Raw genomic sequence first — 19,189 nt, 5'->3', positions numbered from 1 at the left:
TAATATTTTATCATGTTTATTCTGATAATTCAAGGATTTGAATTGTACTTTTAATTCTTTTCATCCTTTTTTGGTTTTTCCTCTGAAAAGCCACACTGCTCATTGGCACAGGCAAGCTTATTGCCCTTTTCTACCATATAACTTCCGCACTTCGGACATTTCTCAGATGACGGCTTTGCCCATGACATGAAATCACATTCCGGATTATTCTCACATCCGTAATATCTTCTGCCTTTCTTGGTTTTACGTAGTACAATATCTTTGCCGCATTTCGGGCAGGCAACACCAATCTTCTCAAAATACGGTTTGGTATTACGGCACTCCGGGAATCCAGGACACGCCAAGAATTTACCATGCGGACCGTATTTGATTACCATATTTCTGCCGCACTCTTCACAAATTACATCGGTCACTTCATCCGCTATCTGCACTTTTTCCAGATCTTTTTCTGCCTGCTTTACTGCCGCATCCAAATCCGGATAGAAATTGCTTACTACAGTCTTCCAGTTTACGGTTCCTTCTTCCACGCTATCCAGCAGCGACTCCATATTAGCGGTAAAATGTTCGTCCACGATACTGGAAAATGCTTCTGTCATAATGGAATTTACTGCTTCACCAAGCTCGGTAACATAAAGGTTTTTATTTTCCTTAATCACATATCTTCTGGCAAGAATGGTGGTTATGGTCGGAGAATAGGTACTTGGTCTTCCAATTCCACGTTCCTCCAATGCCTTTACCAAAGATGCCTCGGTATAATGAGCAGGCGGCTGTGTAAAATGCTGTTTTTCATCCCATGCATCAAAACTTAATTCTGTATCCTTATCAATGGACTTAAGCATTACATTCTGTGTGCCCTTTTCTTCATCTTCATTGGTGTATACAGACATAAATCCTTCAAATACAAGCTTGGATGCTGCTACGGTAAAACAGTATTTTCCAGCACCGATTTTTACGGATGTTGTCTCATATTTTGCATCACTCATACGGCTTGCGGTAAAACGGTTCCAGATTAACTGGTACAGGCGGAACTGGTCTCTGGATAAAGATTCCTTTACCATTACCGGTGTTCTTGTAATATCAGACGGACGGATTGCTTCATGGGCATCCTGAATCTTGTTACTGCTCTTCTTTTCCTGTACATGGGAAGAAACATAATTTTCGCCATACTGCTCTGCAATAAAGCTGCGTGCCATAGCATCTGCTTCTTCTGAAATACGGACAGAATCTGTTCTCAGGTAAGTAATCAGACCAACCGTTCCGATTCCCTTTACATCCACACCTTCATATAACTGCTGTGCTAAGCGCATGGTTTTCTGTGTGGAGAAATTCAATACCTTGGATGCTTCCTGCTGTAAGGTACTGGTGATAAACGGCTGTGGAGCCTTTTTATTACGTTCCCCTTTTTTCACATCTGTTACGGTAAATTTTTCTTTTTCAAGCTCTGCCATAATAGCATCTGCCTGTTCTCTTGAGGTGATATTCATTTTTTCTTTTTCTGTTCCGTAAAACTTCGCAGTTAGTGGTTTCTTCTCACCTTTTACTTTCAGGCTGGCATCTAAGGTCCAGTATTCTTCCGGTATAAATGCATTGATTTCACTTTCACGGTCGCAGATCAAACGCAATGCCACAGACTGTACACGTCCTGCACTTAAGCCTCTTTTTACCTTTGCCCATAGTAACGGGCTGATCCGGTAACCCACCATACGGTCTAACATACGGCGCGCCTGCTGGGCATTCACTAAATCCATATCGATGTCTCTCGGTTTTTTTAAAGAAGTTTTTACTGCATTCTTGGTAATCTCATTGAAACTGATCCGGTAAACCTTTTTATCAGAATTTGCCAGATTCAGTGCCTGATATAAATGCCAGGAAATTGCTTCTCCCTCACGGTCCGGGTCAGTTGCAAGATAAATGACATCTGCTTTTTTCACTTCTTTTCTTAATTTTGCAAGTACATCACCTTTTCCCCGGATGGTAATATACTTTGGTTCAAATCCATGCTCTGCATCAAATCCTAAGGTACTCTTCGGTAAATCACGCACATGTCCATTGGATGCATCCACTTCATAATTTTTCCCAAGAAATTTTTTAATTGTTTTAACTTTTGCCGGTGACTCAACAATAACAAGATATTTAGCCATAACCCTGCTCCTTTATTTTGTTCTCTCTATGCGGTTATTCATGTATTTTTATATAATAATTCTTATATACTTCTTTGATAAAACCTGCATTTTCCAGCGTCAGCAGTATCTCACACATCCGGTCTACCGGAAGCTTTGTTTCTTCCAAAATCTGCTGGGCACTTTTCGGTTGCAAATCGAGAACACTATACACCACCCCTTCATCTTTTTCAAGTACCTTTTTTGAAAAAGCATTGGGAACTACTATATTGGCAAGGTCAATTTCAAGATCCTTAAGCCATTCCTCCGGAGACACAATGATGCCCGCCCCCTGCCGTATCAGGCGGTTACAGCCTCCACTTAACACATCTCCAACACGCCCCGGAAGTGCATAAATATCTTTTCCCTGCTCTAAGGCAAAGTCTGCCGTAATCAATGAACCGCTCCGCTCCTTTGCTTCTATTACAACTACCACATCTGAAAGCCCGCTGATTAACCGGTTCCGTTGCGGGAACAACTTTCCCAAAGGTTTTGTCTGTGGCATATATTCAGATAGAATTCCGCCTTTTTGTGTCATAGTCTGATAAAGACTCTGATTCTGTCTGGGATAACAGTAATCTGCCCCGCATCCCATAACAGCATAAGTTTCTCCCTCTGCCGCCATGGCACCACTGTGGGCTGCTCCATCAATTCCTGCAGCCAGTCCACTGATTATAATGCAGCCTGCTTTTACTGCCAGTTCCGCCAGATGTTTTGCATAGTAACGACCGTATTCACTGCATCTTCTTGCTCCCACAATAGCAATACTTTTCTTATCTTCCGGTGGCAGACTGCCCTTATAAAAAATTCCATAAGGTGGCTTATTGATATATAAAAGACGTTTCGGATAGTTTTCATCCTCTCTTGTTACAAGATACAGTCCACTTCTTTTTAAATTCTCCCATGCTTCTTCTAAGTTCCATGCTTTTTTATAGGTAAGAACAGACTTCACATCTGCTTCGGTAATGCCCTGAATCTGCATTAATTCCTTTTCTGACATGTCATATAAGACTCCTGCACTTCCGGCAAAACGAAACAGTTTTTCCACTTTTCCGGTTCCAATGTTTTCTGCCATCTGTGCCATACACGCCAGCCAGTATTTATATTTCATTCCATTTATCCCTCCCAGAATTTCTTATCTACATTCCGATAACAGACCGCCTCACTTAAATGTCTGGTTAGGATTTCATCTGAACCGTCCATATCTGCAATGGTTCTCGCCACCCGCAAAATCCTATGATAAGATCTGGCTGTCAATTCCAGCTTCTGATAAATGCTTTCCATATACTGTTTTTGTTTTGTCGATAATCTGCAATATTTTGTCAGTAATGCCACCGGAATTCTACTGTTATAGCGAATGTTAGTTCCGGCAAACCTTTGCTGCTGCCGCTCCATAGCTGCAACCACCCTTTTTCTAATTTCTGCCGAAGTCTCCTGATGCGGATTTTCTTTAATTAAATCCTGATATTCCACACGCTTTGTCTCTACACAGATATCAATTCTGTCCAATAAAGGCTGACTGATTTTCTTTAAATACTGTTCCACCATTCCTTTCGTGCAATGACAGCGGTTCAAATCCGGATAATATCCACACCGGCAGGGATTCATGGCAGCCACCAGCATAAAATCCGCCGGAAATTCATAATTTCCGGCAAGCCTTGCAAGCTTTACACAATGTTCTTCCATAGGCTGTCTTAAAATTTCCAAAGTTTCCCGCCGAAACTCCGCCAGCTCATCTAAAAAGAGCACACCATGGTGGGCGAGACTGATTTCTCCCGGTCCCGGAACCATTCCACCACCTGCCAGTCCCTGTGGTGTTATGGTATGATGTGGATTACGGAAAGGACGTTCCGCCATCCATGCTTCACTTTCCGTCAGAAGGCCCCTTACACTGTATATTTTTGTTACCTCCAGGGTCTCCTCTTCCGTCATCTCCGGCAGAATACCTGGAATTCTTCTTGCAATCATTGTCTTTCCTGCTCCCGGTGGTCCAATCATCAGGAGATTATGTCTGCCGCTTACCGCAATCTCACAGGCTCTTTTCACAAACTGTTGTCCATTAATTTCTGAAAAATCCGGTACTTCTTTTCTCTTAGCCTTTTTCTCATGCCCGATTTCTTCTTTCTCAGGCTCCCAGAATTTTATTTCATCATTAAAGCCTTTTATCACTTCTTCCAGTGTGCTTACACCAAACAGACGGATTCCTTTTACCAATGCAGCTTCTTTGACATTTTCCACCGGCACCATACAGGCGTCCATCCGCTCCTGCGTTGCCTTTGTCACGATGGGCAATACTCCATGAATCGGTTTTATTCTTCCATCCAGTCCTACTTCTCCTACAATCAGAAGCTGTTCCAGCCTGTCTTTCGGAATAATCCCCATTGCTGCAAGCACTGCCACTGCTACCGGCAAATCAAAGGACGAACCGGATTTTCTTACATATGCCGGCGAGAGATTAATCGTAATCCGTTTTGGTGGGAGACGGTATCCACAATTTTTAAGGGCTGTCCGCACCCGCTCTCTTGCCTCCCGCACTTCTGCCGATAAAAATCCTACCATTTCAAACACTGGCATACCATCCGTCACATCTGCTTCCACGCGGATAGGAATGCTCTCAATGCCACGCACGATTGCCGTTGATACAATACTGTACATTAAATTTCACCTTTCTGTTTTGCAATTATTCTGTTTTTTGTAATTATTTCATTTTCTCTGTTCATTTTGTTTGTCCGGGATTTTTCTGCAGAAGAACTCTGCAATTTACATGAGTAGCCCCAAGATGGGTTATTCATCATTTATTTCGATAAAAAAGATGGACTCATCATATCATGAAATCCATCCTTTTCAAATACCAATTTAACACATTATAAAAATTTAATAATTGTAACCTTTTTCAAAATAAGCTTTCAGCTTCTCCAATGCCCTTTTTTCAATTCGTGAAACATAGGATCTCGAGATATTTAAATTTTTTGCAATCTCCTTTTGTGTCACCGGACAGTCCGTTTTTAGGCCATAGCGCAGGTTTATGATAATCTGTTCCCGTCTGTTTAGTACCCGCGGCAGTATTTCATATAATGTCTTCACATTTCTGTCATACTCCATCTGCTCCACCACATCCGGTTCGTTATGCTCTACAATATCCAGTAAATGTATCTGGTTTCCCTCTTTATCTGTTCCGATTGGCTCATAAAGAGACACTTCCCTGGCAATTTTACGCTTACTGCGCAGATACATCAGAAGTTCATTTTCAATGCATCTCGCTGCATAAGTTGCCAGCTTATTTCCTTTTTCTACCCGGAAGGTATCGATTGCTTTAATCAATCCAATGGTTCCAATCGATATCAGATCTTCCATATCCTCTTCCACATTCTGATATTTTTTTACCACATGTGCTACCAGACGCATATTATGTTCTATCAGAATATGTTTTGCTTCAAGGCTGCCTTCCCCAAGCTGCTTTAAATATTGCTTCTCTTCCTGTATAGTCAATGGAGATAAAAATGTTTTCAATACAGCACCCTTAAAAAGCGATTTATTATATTCTATGCGTCTGCCAGGTTCTTCGTGCCTTTCCTCTTTTTTTATCTCTATCCTTTTCTTCTGTGTCTTTTTCCTTTATAATTATCTTTATGAAGCGAATATTAGACTATACCATAACAAATGAATACAAAAACTATACGATAAGAGAATTTCTTACGGAAAAAGGATACCCGAAAGGGCTCCGGGCACATCTTTTCCGCACCAAAGATGTTCTTTTCCGAAACGGTGATACCGGGCACAGCAGTGACCGGCTGAAGGTTTCTGATAAATTAAAGATTATTTTAGAAGAATCTATGCCAAAAAGCTATCCCGCACCGGAAAACATTCCCCTTTCCATCCTCTACGAAGACGAAGATATTCTCGTTATCAATAAACCGGCACATATGCCTGTCCACCCATCCATGACACATTACGAGCATACCCTCTCCAATGCTGTCTTTTATTATCTGGGCAGAAAAAACGAAGCCGGTCCTTTCCGCTGCATCAACCGGCTGGATAAGGATACTACCGGTATCACAATCCTTGCAAAAAACAGTCTCAGTGGCGGTATCTTAGGCAGACAGATGAATGAACGGAAAATCCACCGCACCTATCTTGCCATTGTCCGTGGTATTACCCCGGAATCCGGTACCATTACTGCGCCAATCGGCAGAAAGGAAGGTTCTGTATTAGAGCGTCAGGTAGATTTTGGGCAAGGTGAATACGCCTGCACCCATTACCGCAGACTAGCTGTGAAAGAAATTTTTCCAAAAAATACTTTTTCAAGGGAGCCTCTTTCACCGGATGCATTCTCCCTTATTGCTTTGCGGCTTGACACCGGCAGAACCCACCAGATTCGTGTCCATATGAGCTACCTCGGCTACCCTTTAATTGGAGATTTCCTTTATAACCCGGATTTTTCCCTGACAAAAAGGCAGGCTCTTCATGCCTGCCAGTTAAAATTCGAACATCCAATCACAAAGGAACAGCTCTGCTTTACAGCTCCACTTCCTGCCGATATGCAAATGCTGTTCCCTGAATTTCATGTTCCAGATTTGGACAATCTATTTTCGGATTAACGGATTCTTTCGGTAAGTCCGACTTTCTTCTGCACCTTACGCAAGGTCTTATTAGAATAATAAGCTGCTTTTTCGTCATTCATTTTAATCATGCTGTCAAGATAGGTCTTGTCTGCCATCAGTTCCCCATAACGTTTCTGCAATGGCTCTAACTCTGCAGCAACTGCTTCTCCTACTGCCAGTTTGAAATCACCGTAGCCTTTTCCGTCAAATTCTTTTTCGGTTTCTTCTCTTGTCTTACCGGTTACACAACCATAAATATCAATCAGATTACTAATGCCCGGTTTATCTTCACGATATACAATTTCACTGCCGGAGTCGGTTACTGCACGTTTAAATTTGCGGATAATGGTATCTTTATCATCTAAAAGGCGGATAGTTGCATTCGGATTCTCATCGGACTTTGACATCTTTTTCTCCGGCTCCTGCAGACTCATAATCTTTGCACCTGCTTTTCCGATATATGCCTCCGGAATTGTAAATACATCTCCGTAAATAGCATTAAAACGCTGTGCAATGTTTCTGGTAATCTCAAGATGCTGCTTCTGGTCTACTCCAACCGGAACCACATCTGCCTGATACAATAAAATATCAGCCGCCATTAATACCGGATAGGTATAAAGACCTGCATTGATATTATCTGCATGCTTTGCAGCCTTGTCCTTAAACTGTGTCATACGGTTTAACTCTCCCATATAAGTAAAGCAGCCTAATATCCAGCTTAATTCTGCATGTCCGGATACATGGGACTGATAATAAATACAGTTTTTCTCCGGGTCTAATCCTGCCGCTACATATAATGCATAAAGAGAACGAGCATTTTTACGGAACTCTGCCGGCACCTGTCTTAAGGTAAGGGAATGTAAATCCATAACACCATAGATACATTCATATTCATCCGTAAGATTTACCCAGTTTTTCAATGCTCCCAAATAATTTCCAAGGGTAAGGGTTCCTGTTGCCTGCATTCCACTATATAAAATCTTCTTTCCGTCTAACATTTATTTATCCTTCTTTCTTTTATTTTTCAATACTTCATATCGAATATATGCATAAGTCTCTTCTTCGCCGCGGTCTGCCAGCATATGAAGAAGGCTCTCTAAAAGTTCTCTTGATTCCTCATGAATAATATGATACTGCTTTCCATGTTCGTAATAAGCCAGAGGACTTTCGTCGGTATATTTTTCTCTCTGGTAATTCCTGCTTGCTGCCACCCGGTCAATAAACATCTCAACAACATATTTTGTTGGCATCTTCATTCCAGTAATTCCGGTGCATTTCTCCGGTCCGTAATCAATCCAGTATTCCATATGATGCTTGTTTCTGCCCTTGTGATGCAGCCACGCTGCGGAATACCCCTTGTCCTCACGTTCTGCATTATTCGGGCTCATATTTCCCTGAAAATACTTACAACCCACTAAAAATTCCGTTGGTGAATATTTCGACAAATCATGCAATAAACCCTGGCGGTAAAGTCCAACTTTAAAACAGCCTTTCATGACCAACATCTTGTGATGATTAATTGTGCAAAAATGTTTCCATGCTTTCATCTTACTTTATTTCCCTATTAATATCTGAATGGACATCCCGGCAATTTCTACCTGGACTGCATCCATTATCATTTCTTTCTCCAGAAAACCATTTTCATTTCCTGTATCCATTACTTTATACCATTTTTTGCTTTTTGGCAATTTCGGAAGTGCAAGGAACTGTTTTCCGGTGTGAAAATTATATGCCACATAAATCATTTCCTCACAATCCGCATACAGTCCGCAATAAAGCATCCCAACCGACTGGCGGTTCGGGCTAAATCCCACAGTCCATGCACTATCGCAATGAAAAGAAAGATCCGGATATCCCAGTCCCTTATAATCATTCATCCGCATCGGCTCTTCCATCCGAAGAACCGGGTGTGCCTTACGAAAGGCTGCCATTTTCTTTACAAACTGTTGTAAGGATGCATATTTCTTATCATTTTTCCAGTTTACCCAGCCAACTGCATTATCCTGGCAATAAGCATTATTATTTCCCCTCTGGGAATTACCAATCTCATCACCGGCAGCAAGCAGTGGAATACCCTGTGCTAAAAATACTGCCGTAATCGCATTTCGAAGCTGTTTTTTACGCAGGCTTTCTATATATTTTTTGCGGGTTGGTCCTTCAATGCCATAGTTGTCACTGTAATTCCAGTCATTTCCATCAGCATTGTTTTCCCCATTTGCTTCATTATGTTTCTCACTGTACATAAATACATCTGCCAGTGTAAAACCATCATTAGATGCTGCATAATTCACAAATCCGGCATATTTCTTCTGCTTACGCATCTGGTTTACAAAATCGGTAAGACAGATTTCCTTATGATTTAACATTTTCCGCAACGGATAATAAAATTCATCCCGGTAAACAAATAAATGCGGATATGCATAATCCTGTTCCAGCAAATCCTCCGGAATCGTATCTGCAAACAGCTTACTGCGGCACAAAATCAAATCCTGTGCCATAGCACGAACCGGAAGATTTGCTCCCATCAGACGGAATCCATCCACATGATATTCCATCACCCAAAAGCGCAGGGCTTCTAACATCAGATTCTGATTGATGGTATCAGGAAAATAAATTTCCATAATACATTCCATGTCATTTTTATGCAATGCCTTAATTAATGATTTCAAGGCATGCTCCGGCTGTCTGCTTCTGGTAAATGCAGCCTTCGGCGCAAAATAATTGCCTTCGGTATAGCCCCAGCAATTTATCTTCTCAACTTCCGGCAGCTTCTTTGTATCCGTCTTCTGTTCTTCCTTCCAGGTCACATAATCCGGCAGTTCACAGGTTGCCGGTATCATCAGTTCTTCAAATTCATAAAAAGGCATAAATTCAACGGTTGTAACGCCCATATCACGAAGATATCCTATCCGGTTCTCTACTGCTTCAAAAGTTCCTTTTCTTGCTCCGCCATTACTACCCTCCATGGTAAAATTTCTCACATGAAGTTTGTACATGACCATATCCTTTTTGGCAATTTCCGGTGCCACATCCTCTTCCCAGTCAAAAACATCTGTGGAGAAACCGCTTTTCACCTGATAATCCATACCAAAGCGTTCCTTTTCTCCCCACTTTTCCCTGCCTACAATTCTTCTGGCATATGGATCTGGCATAACCTTACCGTCTATTTCAAAATTATAATCAAAAGAAGCCGGTTCAATGCCCATTACCATAATTGAGCGAAGTGCACCCACATAGTAAGTATCCGGAACCGGTATTTTCTCAATTTTCCCTGTTTTCTTTTCATACAGTACAATACTGCATTTCTGCTCTTTTCTCCCCTCAAAGGTAAATACAACCCCATCACGATGCACAACTGCTCCCATGGTTCTGTAATCGCCTTCCCGAACATTGTATTTCATTTCATCATCCTGCACTTTCCTATATTCAAGTCTCTTGAAAAGATTATAACACGATTCATTGACAATTGATATGTAAATTTTTATAATTATAGTGTAGTGTATTGTTAATTAGTGATATAAGAGGTATATTCATGCATACAGTTGCAACAAAGGATTTACAACCTGGCATGGTGACTGCCGCTCCTGTCATGAGCAGGCATGGGCAGATGATTGTAGAAGAACACAAAATGCTGACAACCCAGATGATTGCGCACCTTGAGTTTTATGGAATTGAGAGTGCCAGAATAATAGACGGTGTTCTGCCTGTTGATGCCATTCAGTCAATGGCTGAAGAAAAGGAAGCAGTTGACCGGTATTCTGAACGGGTAAGAAACAGTAAAGAATTCAAAGTTTTTAAAGCAAATTACGAAAAAAAAGTACCTTTTTTAGAAAAATCCATCAATGATTTTGTCACAAAAAACATTCCTTTTGATCAGGAGGCTCTTTTATCCTGCGCTTTAGATCTTTTTGCCAGACATTCCACTACAATTTCCATGTTCGATATGCTGCACAATATGCGCAAAATTACCGATTCCACTTATGCCCACAGTCTGAATGTTTCTTTAATCAGCCGAATGATTGGTATGTGGCAGAATTATAATGCAGATGATTTAGAAACTCTGACTCTGGGTGGTCTCTTACACGATATAGGTAAAAGTAAAATTCCACCGGAAATCATTAACAAGCCAGGACGCCTGACCCCGGAAGAATATGAACTGGTGAAAAAACATTCCGAATATGGTTATGAACTGCTGAAAAATCAGAATGTATCTGTCCGCATCAAAAAAATTGCTCTCACCCATCATGAACGCTGTGATGGAAGCGGCTATCCAATCGGACTTATCGGAGATGATATTGATGATTTTGCCAATATCGTTGCTATTGCAGATGTCTACGATGCCATGACTGCTGACCGCTGTTATCGCCGCGGCGTCTGCCCGTTTGAGGTCATTGCCACTTTTGAGCGGGAGGGTCTGGGTAAATACAAACCCCAGTTTATTACCAGCTTCTTGGAGCATATTGCCAATACATATATTAACAATGATGTCATGTTAAGTAATGGCATGACCGGTAAAATTGTGCTGATTAACAAGCATCGCCTGACTCGTCCGGTGGTTCGGTTAGAAGACAGTATATTTATCAATCTGGAAAAACGTCCGGAACTCTACGTTCAGACAATTATATAAAGAAAGAGGTATTTTATGGAAAACAAACAGTTAAAAGATGAAGACGATATCATGGTGACATTGAATTTAGACAATGGGCAGGATGTGGAATGCAAAATTCTTACTATCTTTGAAGCAGGAAAACAGGATTATATTGCGCTGATGCCCTTAGATGAAAAGGGAAATGAAAATGCAGATGGTGAAGTATATATCTATCGTTACTCCGAGGATGAGGATGGAAATCCTTCTTTAGATAATATTGACAGTGACGAAGAATACGAAGTTGTCTCCGACCGTTTTGATGAATTATTAGATGAAGCAGAATTTGACGCAATGGACAACTAATCATCCATTACGTTTCCTGCAATTCTTTTAAGAACCGGGATGGTTCTGCACTGTGATTATTCAACAGCTCTACCGAGAAGAGGTAGAGCTGTTTTTTTGCTCTGGTCATCCCCACATAGAACATTCTGCGTTCCTCTTCCAGATCCGCATCTAAAACAGCTTTCTTATAGGGCATGATTTTCTCATTTACATCAATCAAAAATACCACATCATACTCTAATCCCTTCGAGCTATGTAGGGTTGATAAGACAACGCCCTCTCCCTTCGTCCGCTGCTTCTCCATGGCACGCTGTAATTCTTTTAAATATTTCTCTTTCTGTTTCTGCCAGTCATCAAAGCTATCGAACTCTTTGGTCATATCGGTAAGCTGTTCTAGAATATCCAAAAGTTCTTCCTCATTCATACCTCTCTGATCTGCATATTCTTTGATATAGTCATCGTAGCCGATTCCCTTGCGGATATAATTCACCGCTGCAAAAGGCTTCATTCCGGCTAACATTTTGCAGTCATGATAAAGCCGGTCGATTCTTCGTGCAATCCAGGACTGCTCCATTTTATCATAATAATCTGCCCAGACATCAAATGCTACAGTATCCTCTTCCAGGCTGTCCCGCCCAATATAACGGTTCGGCCGGTTCATAATCTGTAAGAAGTCTGCCCTTCTTCTGCTTCCATGGGCAATCCGAAGATAACTTTCCATATCTTTTGCAATCCAATGCTCATAAATATTAGGAATATTATCCCTTGTACGGAAAGGAATATTATATTCCATCAACTGCTGCATCAGAAGTCTTGGCTGTGTATTAGTGCGAAACAGCACCGCTGCGTCCGACCAGTCACCACCAGCTGCGGTATATTCCTTAAGTGCATGAATCAATCCTAAATTTTCTTCCCGCTGCGTCCGGTAAGTCTTACATACTACCGCTTCCTTTGCCGGATGAAATGCCTTAATATCCTTTGCAAACCGCCCTGTATTGTGGGCAATCAGTCTTCCTGCCGCTGCCACAATATTTCCATCGGAACGATAATTATAATTTAATACAATTCGCTTTGCATCAGCATAATCCTTCTCAAAGTTCAGCATAATCTCCGGTCTTGCCTGGCGGAACCTGTAAATAGACTGGTCATCATCCCCTACCACAAAGAGATTATTTTCCGGTGCTGCAAGCATCCTTATAATCTCATATTGTAATCCATTGATATCCTGAAACTCATCAATTAAAATATATCGGAACTTCTTCTGCCAGAGTGCTAAGATATCCTTCCGCTGGCTGAAAAGTTCATAGGTATAAACTAACATATCATCAAAATCAATCAGCCGGTTCTTCTGCAGCATCTTCTGATAATTCATAAATACATCCCGGAATGTATGCTCTGGAAAATTAGAAGAATAATAATGTTCAATGGGAATGTTCGAATTCTTTACACCGCTGATTTCAGATAACAGAGTCTGGATGCATTCATTTTCATCTTCATAGTCAATCGGAAAATGACGTAAAAGATTCCGGATAAATACCACCTTCTGCTCATCTCTTATAATATTTTCTGCCCGATAATGATAAGCATACTTTAATACCGTAAAAAACACCGCATGAAAAGTACCAAAAGTAGCCGTTGTGGATGTCTGATTCGTTAGCGAAAGAAAACGCTCCTTCATCTCCATAGCGGCTGCTTTTGTAAATGTCACCACCAGAATCTCTGATGGTGACACCCCATATTTTTCTATTAAATTTTTCGTTCGATGGGTAATTACGGCAGTTTTGCCTGAACCGGGCCCCGCCAGTGTAAGGCAGGGACCCTGATAAAAATCAACAGCTTCCTGTTGTGCTTCATTAAATTGCATGAAATGCCTCGTAACTTTTATTTCTCAAGTGCTTTCGTAAGAAGTGTAATTCCGGTACGGATACGTTTTAAGGACTCCTCCTTACCAATAATTTCCATAATCTCAGTTGCACCTGCCGGTGTCATCTGTTTACCGGAAACCGCTGTACGAACCGGCCATAATACATAACCATTCTTGCAGCCCTTCTCTGCCACAAAATCACAAAGTGTCTGATACAGTGCATCATTACTGTAATCCTGCTGAGCCTCTAATACCGGAAGAATCTCTGTCAAGACTTCCAAAGAGCTCTCTTCTGTGGTCTTCATCTTCTTATGGGTATACATTGCGGTATCATACTCTGGAAGTTCCTCAAAGAAGTCAATCAGATTCTCAATATCCGGGAAGATTTCAATTCTGGTCTTCACCATCTCTGCAATCTTGCGGATATCATAATCCCTGGTAATTACTTTCCGGATATATGGCTCTGCCATTTCAAAGTACGAATCAAAATCCATTGCCTTGATGTATTCGCCATTCATCCATTTCAGCTTTGTATAGTCAAATACAGCCGGTGATTTACTCATATGATGATAATCAAAGGCTTTTACCAGCTCCTCTAAAGAAAAGATTTCCCGGTTATCTGCCGGACTCCACCCCAGTAATGCCACAAAGTTTACAACTGCCTCTGTTAAAAATCCCTGTTCAATCAAATCTTCGTAGGAAGAATGTCCACAACGTTTACTTAACTTCTGATGCTCTTCGTTGGTAATTAACGGACAGTGTACATACACTGGCACATCCCAGCCAAAAGCTTCATACAGACGGTTATACTTTGGAGAAGAAGAAAGATATTCATTTCCTCTTACTACATGTGTAATTCCCATCAAATGGTCATCTACTACGTTGGCAAAGTTATAAGTCGGATATCCGTCTGATTTAATCAGAATCATATCGTCCAGCTCCGCATTATCAACGGTAATATCTCCATAGATTTCATCATGAAAGGTTGTTGTTCCTGTCTGAGGATTGTTCTGACGGATAACGTATGGAACACCTGCAGCAAGCTTTTCTTCTATTTCTTCCTTGCTTAAATGCAGGCAATGCTTATCGTAAACAATAATCTCTTTACCTGCAACAGTCTGACGCAGACTCTCTAAACGCTCCTTATCACAGAAACAATAGTATGCTTCTCCTTTTTCAATGAGTTTCTTCGCATACTCCAGATAAATTCCCTGTGCCTGACGTTCACTCTGCACATATGGGCCAACACCGCCATCCTTGTCCGGACCTTCATCATGTAACAATCCAGTCTTCTCAAGGGTACGGTAGATAATATCTACCGCTCCCTCAACATAACGTTCCTGGTCTGTATCTTCAATTCTTAAAATAAAATCTCCGCCCTCATGCTTTGCAATTAAATATGCATAAAGTGCTGTACGCAGATTTCCTACATGCATTCTTCCTGTAGGACTTGGTGCAAATCTGGTTCTAACCTTGCTCATTCTATTAACCCGCTTTCTTACTATTAATTTAATTCGATTTCCCGTAATTCCTTTGGAGGAAGCTGCTTGGTAGAAGCTTTCTTAATCTTCTCGATTTCCTGTTTTGCTTTCGGAATCGGAAGAATAGTTCCTGCTCCGGCGATACATCCGCCAGGACATCCCATTCCTTCAATCATATATCCATTCATCTTACCAGCCTTGGCAAGCATCAGCATCTTCTTACATTCAGCAAGACCTTCTGCATGTTCAATCTTAACATCCACATCCGGATAATATTCATGTACACATTTTTCAATGGCATCTGCAACACCACCGGCACATGCATATCCACGACCAGCAGCAGTTGCATCATGCATGGAGCTTTCACCCTCTGTCTGGTTCGGATCAATTCCTTTTGCTGCAAACATAGCGTCTAACTCTTCAAATGTGATTACAAAATCAACATCGCTTCGTACAGTTCTTCTGCTTGCTTCCAGTTTCTTAGCAGCACACGGTCCGATAAATACTACTTTTGCATTCGGATGTTCTTTCTTAATGCTTCTTGCTGTAGCAACCATAGGTGTAAGCTCAGAAGATACGCTCCCGATTAAATCCGGGAACTGTGTCTTTGCAAGCATGGACCATGCAGGACAGCAGGATGTAAGTAAGAAAGGAAGCTCTCCTGTTGCAACATGATTTGCATAGTGATGTGCTTCTGCTACTGCACCGATATCAGCTCCAAGTGCAACTTCAACAACTTCTGAGAAACCAAGTTCTAATAAAGCTGCCTTTACATGCTTTGGAGTAGCTCCAGGTCCGAACTGACCTACAAATGCAGGTGCAATTTCAGCGATAACTTCTCCGCCTTCTTTCATACAACGGATCAACTGGAAAATCTGTGATTTATCTGCAATTGCTCCGAATGGGCAGCTTACCATACACTGACCACAGGATACACATTTATCTGCATCAATCTTTGCTCTTCCGTATTCATCTGTTCCAATTGCTCCAATTCCACAAGCCATGGAACAAGGTCTTTCTTTCTTGGAAATTGCATCATATGGGCAGGCTGCTTTACATCTTCCACATTTGATACATTTCTCCTGGTCGATTACAGATTTGCCATCTACCTGGGAGATTGCTCCCTTTGGACATACCTCCATACATGGATGTGCAATACATCCCTGGCACATATTGGATACTTCATATTTCTTTTCTTCGCACAGATTACATGCAGATGGAATTACCTGCATAAGAGGTGGCTCATAATATTTTTCTGCCACATTGCTCTCTTCGAGACCACTGGTAACATGTACCGGTTTATCCTGTGGCCGTAAAGACATACCCATAGCAAGTCTTACTCTTTCTGCTGCAATCGCACGTTCTCTATAAATACTTTCACGGTATGTAGGAACATCTCCAGGGCAAACTGTATATGGAACTGCCTCAACGGCATCGTTCAGGTTTGCACTGTCTGCTTCATAAGCAATTTTTGCTACCTCCGTAAAAATGCTTTTTCTCAAATCTGATACTGGTGTACGTAGTCCTCTCATCGTTTCCTCCTAGAAAAAATTGTATTATATCATTGTTCATAACCACGCACAGTATTATCAATATATAACACTATGCTAACAATAATCTAGCACACCACTTTCAATAATACAAGTAGCCTGCTCTTATGTTCTAAAATAAATACTTTTTACAACTTTTTCCTCCGGGAACATTCTTTGCAGACCGCATCCGTATCTGTCCTTCCACTACATCCGCTGCAGCCAATGCAGCCTCCCTCTTTTTTCTTTTTCATCATAGCATATACCGCAAAGGCGCACCAGCAAAGAATCAGTAATAGCAAAATAATATCATTAACGCCCATACTATCTGCCTCCTAAAAAATCAGGCTGCCAATCTGAAAGACAACAAATGCTGCAATCCATGCAACCACGCACTGCATTACCACAACACCAAGTGCCTGAAGCTTTGAACCCATCTCCCGTCTGATTGCTGCAATCGCTGCTACACATGGTGTATAAAGTAACGTAAACACCAGGAAGCTGACTGCTGATACCGGCGTAAACAGAGTTCCAAGGCTGTTGCCCAAAGCAGTCACACTGGTTCCAAGAAGTACACTCATGGTACTGATTACTGCTTCTTTGGCAGTAAATCCGGTAATCAAAGAAGTGGATACTCTCCAGTCCCCAAATCCAAGCGGAGCAAAAACTGGTGCAATCACACGGCCGATTAATGCCAGCAGGCTGTCTGCGCTGTCAGATACTACATTCAGTCTGGTATCAAAAGACTGTAAAAACCAGATAATAATCGTTGCAAGGAAAATAACGGTAAATGCCCTCTCTAAGAAATCCTTTGCCTTGTCCCACATCAGGAGTACCACGCTCTTTAAAGATGGCAGCCGGTAATTCGGAAGCTCCATGACAAAAGGCATCGGTTTTCCACGGAATGCGGAATGCTTGAATAAAAGTGCCACCAGAATTCCCATTACCATTCCACCAACATAAAGTGCAATCATAACAAGTGCCTGATACTTTTTAAAAAATGCTGCTGTAAACACCGCATAAATCGGTATTTTCGCCGAACAGCTGATAAATGGTGTCAGCATAATGGTCATTTTCCGGTCTCTTTCGGATGCTAAAGTTCTGCTTGACATTACTGCCGGAACCGTACAACCAAATCCAATCAGCATTGGAACAAAACTTCGTCCGGAAAGTCCAATCTTACGCAGCAGTTTATCCATAACAAAGGCAACTCTTGCCATATAACCGGAATCTTCCAGAATAGACAGGAAGAAAAATAAAACCACAATAATCGGCAGGAAGCTTAACACACTTCCTACTCCGGCAAATACACCATCAATAATCAGGCTGTGAACCACCGGGTTAATTCCATAAGCAGTCAGCCCCTTGTCTGCAAGATTCGTTATGTATGCAATAAAAACAGCCAGATAATCGCTCAAAAATGCTCCGATCACACCGAAGGTCAGCCAGAATACAAGCAGCATAATCAGAAGAAACAACGGAATAGCAAGATATTTATTCGTTAATACATTGTCTATCTTCACACTACGAATATGTTCTTTGCTCTCATGGCACTTTGTTACTGATTTACTGCACACCTTTTCAATAAAGGTATATCTCATATCCGCCAGAGCGGCATTTCTGTCCATATGATGGTCTGTTTCCATTTCTTCAATACTGTGTTCCATCATATCCAGTTCGTTCTGGCTCAGCTTCAGTCTGTCAATAATGTCTGTATCCTGTTCTACAATCTTCGTTGCTGCAAAACGTGGTGACATTCCGATATTCTGTGCATGGTCTTCTACCTGATGGGATACCGCATGAATGCAGCGGTGCACAGGACCTTTCTCGCAAAAATCCGTTACCTTTGGATATATCTTCTGTCCTGCCACCTTCATGGCGCTGTGTACCAGGTCTTCCACTCCCTCTCCCTTTACCGCACTGATTGGAATGACCGGAATTCCCAGTTCTAAAGACATCTGTTTTACATCAATACTTCCGCCGTTGTTACGCACCTCATCCATCATATTCAGAGCTAATACCATCGGAATATGCATTTCTAACAACTGCAGGGTCAGATAGAGATTTCGCTCAATATTTGTTGCATCTACAATATTGATAATTCCATCCGGCTTTTCATTTAAAATAAAGTCTCTTGTTACAATCTCCTCACTGGTATAGGGACGCAGAGAATAGATTCCCGGCAGGTCAACTACCGACGCATCCTTATGTTCTCTGATTTCTCCCATTTTCTGGTCAACCGTTACACCCGGAAAATTTCCAACATGCTGGTTGGAACCGGTGAGCTGATTAAATAATGTGGTCTTACCACAGTTCTGGTTTCCTACTAATGCAAATATCATTCTAGTTCTCCTCCGGTTCTACTTCAATTTTTCCGGCATCTTCTTTTCGTATGGTCAGTTCATATCCACGAATCCGGAGTTCAATCGGGTCTCCCATAGGTGCTACTTTACGCACCTGCACCTTTGTCTTTGGAATCAGCCCCATATCTAAAAATCTACACCGCAGTGCTCCTTCTCCCCCTACTTTGGTTATTACCGCTTCTCTTCCAATTTCAAGTTCATCCAGTGTCATCTATTTTCCTCTTCTCTTGTTATTGATATTTTTTCTCAATTAAGTATTTTA

At 41.5% G+C, this 19,189-nt stretch carries 14 protein-coding genes and 1 pseudogene; 3 read left to right on the top strand and 12 right to left on the bottom strand.

Annotated features, from left to right (window positions below; translation table 11 throughout):
• Positions 1 to 50: 50 nt before the first annotated feature.
• The 4 genes from topA to sigK all read right to left on the bottom strand — a co-directional run bounded on the left by topA (position 51) and on the right by sigK (position 5,669).
• Positions 51 to 2,141: a type I DNA topoisomerase gene (topA, locus tag DXB43_RS05745; RefSeq protein WP_117947049.1), complete on the bottom strand. Its 2,091-nt coding sequence runs from the start codon at positions 2,139 to 2,141 to the stop codon at positions 51 to 53.
• Positions 2,142 to 2,175: 34 nt separating this feature from the next.
• Positions 2,176 to 3,270: a DNA-processing protein DprA gene (dprA, locus tag DXB43_RS05740; RefSeq protein ID WP_117947048.1), complete on the bottom strand. Its 1,095-nt coding sequence runs from the start codon at positions 3,268 to 3,270 to the stop codon at positions 2,176 to 2,178.
• Positions 3,271 to 3,275: 5 nt separating this feature from the next.
• The gene (locus DXB43_RS05735) at positions 3,276 to 4,814 is read right to left on the bottom strand and encodes a YifB family Mg chelatase-like AAA ATPase (RefSeq protein WP_117947047.1); all 1,539 of its coding nucleotides are present in this window, start codon (positions 4,812 to 4,814) and stop codon (positions 3,276 to 3,278) included.
• Between the two features lie 219 nt (positions 4,815 to 5,033).
• Complete coding sequence (gene sigK, locus DXB43_RS05730) at positions 5,034 to 5,669, bottom strand: RNA polymerase sporulation sigma factor SigK (RefSeq protein ID WP_117698280.1); 636 nt, start codon at positions 5,667 to 5,669, stop codon at positions 5,034 to 5,036.
• A gap of 119 nt (positions 5,670 to 5,788) precedes the next feature.
• Here sigK and DXB43_RS05725 point away from each other — a divergent pair, with 119 nt between their 5' ends.
• On the top strand, positions 5,789 to 6,757 hold the full coding sequence (locus DXB43_RS05725; RefSeq protein ID WP_117947046.1) for an RluA family pseudouridine synthase: 969 nt from the start codon (positions 5,789 to 5,791) through the stop codon (positions 6,755 to 6,757).
• Here DXB43_RS05725 and trpS read toward each other — a convergent pair.
• From trpS to DXB43_RS05710, 3 genes are read right to left on the bottom strand one after another with little or no spacing between them, the layout of a single operon-like run.
• On the bottom strand, positions 6,754 to 7,758 hold the full coding sequence (gene trpS, locus DXB43_RS05720) for a tryptophan--tRNA ligase (RefSeq protein WP_117947045.1): 1,005 nt from the start codon (positions 7,756 to 7,758) through the stop codon (positions 6,754 to 6,756). The two genes, DXB43_RS05725 and trpS, sit on opposite strands and share 4 nt — an antisense overlap.
• A complete protein-coding gene (locus DXB43_RS05715; RefSeq protein ID WP_117947044.1) occupies positions 7,759 to 8,307 on the bottom strand; it encodes a DUF5662 family protein in 549 nt (182 codons plus the stop codon).
• Between the two features lie 6 nt (positions 8,308 to 8,313).
• Positions 8,314 to 10,161 (bottom strand): glycogen operon protein GlgX, encoded by a 1,848-nt coding sequence (locus DXB43_RS05710; RefSeq protein ID WP_117947043.1) that lies wholly within the window; start codon positions 10,159 to 10,161, stop codon positions 8,314 to 8,316.
• 131 nt (positions 10,162 to 10,292) lie between these two features.
• Here DXB43_RS05710 and DXB43_RS05705 point away from each other — a divergent pair, with 131 nt between their 5' ends.
• Both DXB43_RS05705 and DXB43_RS05700 read left to right on the top strand, forming a co-directional pair.
• On the top strand, positions 10,293 to 11,387 hold the full coding sequence (locus tag DXB43_RS05705) for an HD-GYP domain-containing protein (RefSeq protein WP_117841176.1): 1,095 nt from the start codon (positions 10,293 to 10,295) through the stop codon (positions 11,385 to 11,387).
• Positions 11,388 to 11,402: 15 nt separating this feature from the next.
• A complete protein-coding gene (locus tag DXB43_RS05700; RefSeq protein ID WP_022243329.1) occupies positions 11,403 to 11,711 on the top strand; it encodes a DUF1292 domain-containing protein in 309 nt (102 codons plus the stop codon).
• Positions 11,712 to 11,718: 7 nt separating this feature from the next.
• On the opposite strand, the gene DXB43_RS05695 is transcribed toward DXB43_RS05700, so the two are convergent.
• The 5 genes and pseudogenes from DXB43_RS05695 to feoB all read right to left on the bottom strand — a co-directional run bounded on the left by DXB43_RS05695 (position 11,719) and on the right by feoB (position 19,138).
• Positions 11,719 to 13,554 (bottom strand): ATP-dependent helicase, encoded by a 1,836-nt coding sequence (locus DXB43_RS05695; RefSeq protein WP_117841178.1) that lies wholly within the window; start codon positions 13,552 to 13,554, stop codon positions 11,719 to 11,721.
• 17 nt (positions 13,555 to 13,571) lie between these two features.
• Positions 13,572 to 15,035, bottom strand: coding sequence for a glutamate--tRNA ligase (gene gltX, locus DXB43_RS05690; RefSeq protein WP_117841179.1), 1,464 nt, complete (start codon positions 15,033 to 15,035; stop codon positions 13,572 to 13,574).
• 23 nt (positions 15,036 to 15,058) lie between these two features.
• The gene (locus DXB43_RS05685) at positions 15,059 to 16,567 is read right to left on the bottom strand and encodes a 4Fe-4S dicluster domain-containing protein (RefSeq protein ID WP_117947042.1); all 1,509 of its coding nucleotides are present in this window, start codon (positions 16,565 to 16,567) and stop codon (positions 15,059 to 15,061) included.
• Positions 16,568 to 16,713: 146 nt separating this feature from the next.
• Positions 16,714 to 16,887: a FeoB-associated Cys-rich membrane protein gene (locus DXB43_RS05680; RefSeq protein ID WP_117947041.1), complete on the bottom strand. Its 174-nt coding sequence runs from the start codon at positions 16,885 to 16,887 to the stop codon at positions 16,714 to 16,716.
• 12 nt (positions 16,888 to 16,899) lie between these two features.
• Positions 16,900 to 19,138, bottom strand: a pseudogene (feoB, locus tag DXB43_RS05675) (ferrous iron transport protein B).
• Positions 19,139 to 19,189 lie beyond the last annotated feature (51 nt).

The sequence above is a fragment of the Roseburia sp. OM04-10BH genome (assembly GCF_003462605.1).
Lineage (GTDB): Bacteria > Bacillota > Clostridia > Lachnospirales > Lachnospiraceae > Roseburia_C > Roseburia_C amylophila.
The sequence above is the reverse complement of the archived record's forward strand: the minus strand, read 5'-3'. Positions and strand labels throughout refer to the sequence as shown.